3 protein-coding genes are annotated in these 3,797 nt (G+C 68.6%); all 3 read left to right on the forward strand.

From position 1 onward, the window contains the following. On the forward strand, window positions 1–1,827 hold a 1,827-nt coding region (locus ACE3TU_RS19970; protein ID WP_374627429.1), incomplete at its 5' end, for a VWA domain-containing protein. A gap of 31 nt (window positions 1,828–1,858) precedes the next feature. Then, complete coding sequence (locus ACE3TU_RS19975; protein ID WP_374627430.1) at window positions 1,859–2,875, forward strand: AAA family ATPase; 1,017 nt, start codon at window positions 1,859–1,861, stop codon at window positions 2,873–2,875. Next, on the forward strand, window positions 2,872–3,762 hold the full coding sequence (locus ACE3TU_RS19980; RefSeq protein WP_374627432.1) for a DUF58 domain-containing protein: 891 nt from the start codon (window positions 2,872–2,874) through the stop codon (window positions 3,760–3,762). Before ACE3TU_RS19975 ends, ACE3TU_RS19980 begins: the two co-directional genes overlap by 4 nt. Window positions 3,763–3,797 lie beyond the last annotated feature (35 nt).

The following is a 3,797-nucleotide window of genomic DNA, read 5'->3' on the forward strand; positions in this document are numbered from 1 at the left end:
ATCGCCCGTCCGGGGCTGGCCCCTTCCGACAACGACAGGAACGGCCTGTGGGTGTCGCCGCGGCCCGCAGGCCAATTGGCAGTGATCGCCCGCGATGCGTTCGAGGGGGCGTTCTTCGCGCGGATGCTGCGTTCACAAGGTCTGGACGTCGTCTCGATGGTGCCGGACCGAGCGCCGTTCACGCTCGACGGCTGGCTCCGGTTCGATGGAATCGTGCTGCTCGATGTGCCCGCCATTGCGCTCAATACCGCACAGCACCGCCAGATCGAAATGGCAGTGAACGAGCACGGGCGCACCCTGCTGCTCACCGGCGGCCCCAACAGCTTCGGACCGGGCGGCTACCTGCAGACAGCGCTCGAACGTCTGTCACCGCTGTCGAGCAACATCCCGCGCGAGACCCCGAAGGTGGCGATGGTGTTCGTCCTCGATCGCTCCGGCAGCATGCAGCAGCCGGTGGGCCGGCTCACCCGGCTCGACATCGCCAAGCAGGCGGCGGACGCGGCAATCCATCTACTCAATCCGCGGAGCGAGGTGGCGATCATCGTCTTCGACGAGGCGCAGCAACTGGTCCTGCCGTTGCAGGAGATCGGTGACGGCGCGGCCGTGGAGGCGGCGATTGGTCGGATCGACGCCGGCGGGGGAACCTCCATCTACCCGGGTCTGGTCGAGGCCGCGGCGCAGCTCGAGGCCGCGCAGACCCAGGTCAAGCATGTCATCGTGATGACCGACGGCCTGAGCCAGCCAGGCGACTTCCCCGGCGCCATCGGCAGGCTGCGCGGGCTGGGCGCCACCGTCTCCTCGGTGGCGATCGGCGAGGGCGCCGGCGCCAACCTGGTCGAGACCATCGCGAACCTCGGCGAGGGTACGTTCCATGCGACCCAGGACTTCGAGGCGCTGCCCTCGATCCTCTCGCAGGAGGCCCTGCTGTTGTCCGAGGATGCGGTCGAGCTCGGCACCTCGAGCCCGCAATGGGTCGACCGATCCGCAAGCTACCTGCGGCACCTGCCCGAGACCATGCCGGACATCGGCGGCTTTGTCCTGACGACGGCGAAGCCGGCGGCCAGCGTCCTGCTCGCCACTGCGGACAAGGCGGGCGAACCGATGCCGCTGATGGCCACCTGGCGCCACGGCAACGGACAGGTCACCGCCCTCGCCACCCAGGCGATCGGCGAGTGGACCGGCAACTGGCAGAAGCTCGAGACCTACCCGGCGGCCTGGGCACAGCTGATCCGCCAGTTCCTGCCACCGACCGAAGAGGATGGCCTGCGGATCGCGGCGACACGCGTCGGCGACTCGGTCGACATCCGGGTCCGGCTCGACAATCGTGCCGACGCGGCGGCGGCACCGCCGACCCTCACCGTGCGTGGCGCGCCGGACAGCGAGCCGATCAATCTTGCGGTGTCGCCGGGGACGGCGCCGGGGGAATACCGGGCCCGCTATACCGGGACTGTTCCCGGCGACTACCGCTTCGAGACGAGCGCCGACGGGATCGTGGCGGCGACGGCGATCCACATCGCCTATCCGCAGGTGCGCGACCCGGCACGAAGCCGCAGCGGCCATGCCTACCTGGTCTCGCGCACAGGCGGTGAGGTGCTGACCGAAGGCAAGCGGCTGCCGCAGCTTGCCGCAGGGCTCTGGATCGAGATGGCGGGCTGGCCGGTCTACCTGCTGAGCGCGGTCGCACTGTTCATGGCCGATCTGTCGCTCCGCTATTCCGGCCTCGTACAGCGCGTGCTGGCGCCCCGCGGAGGGATACCGGCCCCGCCCCGCCCCGCGCGTCCGGCTGAGCGGGCCGCCGCTCCACCCACCCTCGAACTCTCCCAGTGAAGAAGGATCGAACATGTCGTCGACAATGAGTATGGCCGCAGCGGAGGAGCCTGGGGCCGACGCCGATGACGCGACGCTGGAGCGCCTGCTGCAGGCGCTGCGAGCCACGCGCGATGCGATCTCGGGGGTGCTGCTCGGCCAGGAGAAGGTGGTCGAACAGCTGCTGGTGGCGCTGATCGCCGGCGGGCATGTTCTGCTCGAAGGTCCACCCGGGGTAGGCAAGACGCTGCTGGTCAAGACGCTCGGTCAGGCCACGGGGCTCGGCTTTGCCCGCATCCAATTCACCCCGGACCTGATGCCGGCGGACATCACCGGCTCGATGGTACTCATCCCGGGTGAGGACGGCCGCAGCCGCCTCGAGTTCCAGAAGGGGCCGGTGTTCACGCAGTTGCTTCTCGCCGACGAGATCAACCGCTCGACGCCCAGGACACAGTCGGCGCTGCTCGAGGCGATGCAGGAGCGCACGATCAGCGCCGCCGGCCGCTCCATGCCACTGCCGCAGCCGTTCTTCGTCCTCGCCACGCAGAACCCCATCGAGATGGAGGGCACGTACAGCCTGCCGGAAGCGCAGATCGACCGGTTCCTGTTCCGCATCGACATTGCCTACCCCTCGGAGGAGACGCTGGCGCGGATCCTGTCGGCCACGACGGGTTCCGCCCAGCCGGAGGTGGTGCAGGCACTGCGTCCGGACGACATCGTCGAGCTGCAGAGCATCGTGCGCAGCGTGCCCGTGGCCGAGCATGTGAGACGGTCGGTGGCACGCCTCGGCCTTGCGACGCAGCCCGGCTCCGACATCGCCTCGGCCTCGGTCAGGCGCTTCCTGCGGTTCGGCCTCAGCCCGCGCGGGGCACAGGCGATCATCATGTCCGCCAAGGCCAACGCCCTGTTTGCCGGCCGCTATAATGTTGCCTTCGACGACCTGCGTGCCGTGCTGCTGCCAGCCACCCGCCACCGAATCCACCTCAACTACGAGGGGGTTGCCGAGGGAGTGTCGCTCGAAACGCTGATCCTCGAGACGTTCGAGCAGTGTGTGAGGAAGGTGTCTTGACCGAGCCCCCCTCCCCCTCGCCTGTACTCCTCGAGCGGCTTGCGACGTCGCGCTTCCTGACCGATCACGCGCGTCCCTCTGTCGGCACAGGCGAGCGCCGCAGCGCCGACAAGGGCGCCGGCATGGAGTTCGCCGACCATCGCCCCTACCTGAGTGGAGACGACGTCCGCCACATAGATGCCCGGGTGCTGGCGCGGCTCGGCCAACCCTATGTCCGGCAGTACTCGGTTGACCGGCAATTGCCGATCCTCGTCGTGCTCGACGCGACGCGATCGATGGCGCACGGCGAGCCGGACAAGCTCGCATTCGCCCTGTCGCTGGCACGGACGCTCGGCTTTGTCGGCCTTGCCGGCGGCGATGTGGTGCAGGGTTGCGTCTTCGCGGGTGAACGGCTGCACTATTCGCCCCGCGTGCAGGGAACGTCGCGCGCGCAGCACCTGTTCGACTGGTTCGGGAAGTTCGGGCCCGAAGGGCACCGCTCGTTCGCCGAGGGGTTGGGCAAGGCGCTGCCGGCGGCGCGGCGACGCAGCCTCGTGATCGTGATCAGCGACTTCCTGTTCGAGGGCATCGATGACCTGATGCGGCGTGCCGGCGGGGCGAGGGATCTCGAGATCCTCGCCGTGCACATCAGCTCTCCGGACGAGCTGAACCCTGCCCTGCTCGGCTCCGGCCCGGTCTACCTGGTGGATGCCGAGACCGGAGCCGAGATCGAAGTCACCCTCGACGACGCGGTCTGCACGTCCTACCGCGAGACTTTCGCGCGCTGGCAGGACACCATTCGGAGCGCCATCCGCTGGCGTTTCGGCCGCTACCACTGCTTCAGCACAGCGACCGGCCTGGAGCAGGTGTTCCTCCACGAGTTCCGGCGAACCGGAGTCATCACATGATCATCGATCCCGATCCCTATGTCATCCAGGTCCAG

The sequence above is a fragment of the Devosia sp. genome (assembly GCF_041917035.1).
Lineage (GTDB): Bacteria > Pseudomonadota > Alphaproteobacteria > Rhizobiales > Devosiaceae > Devosia_A.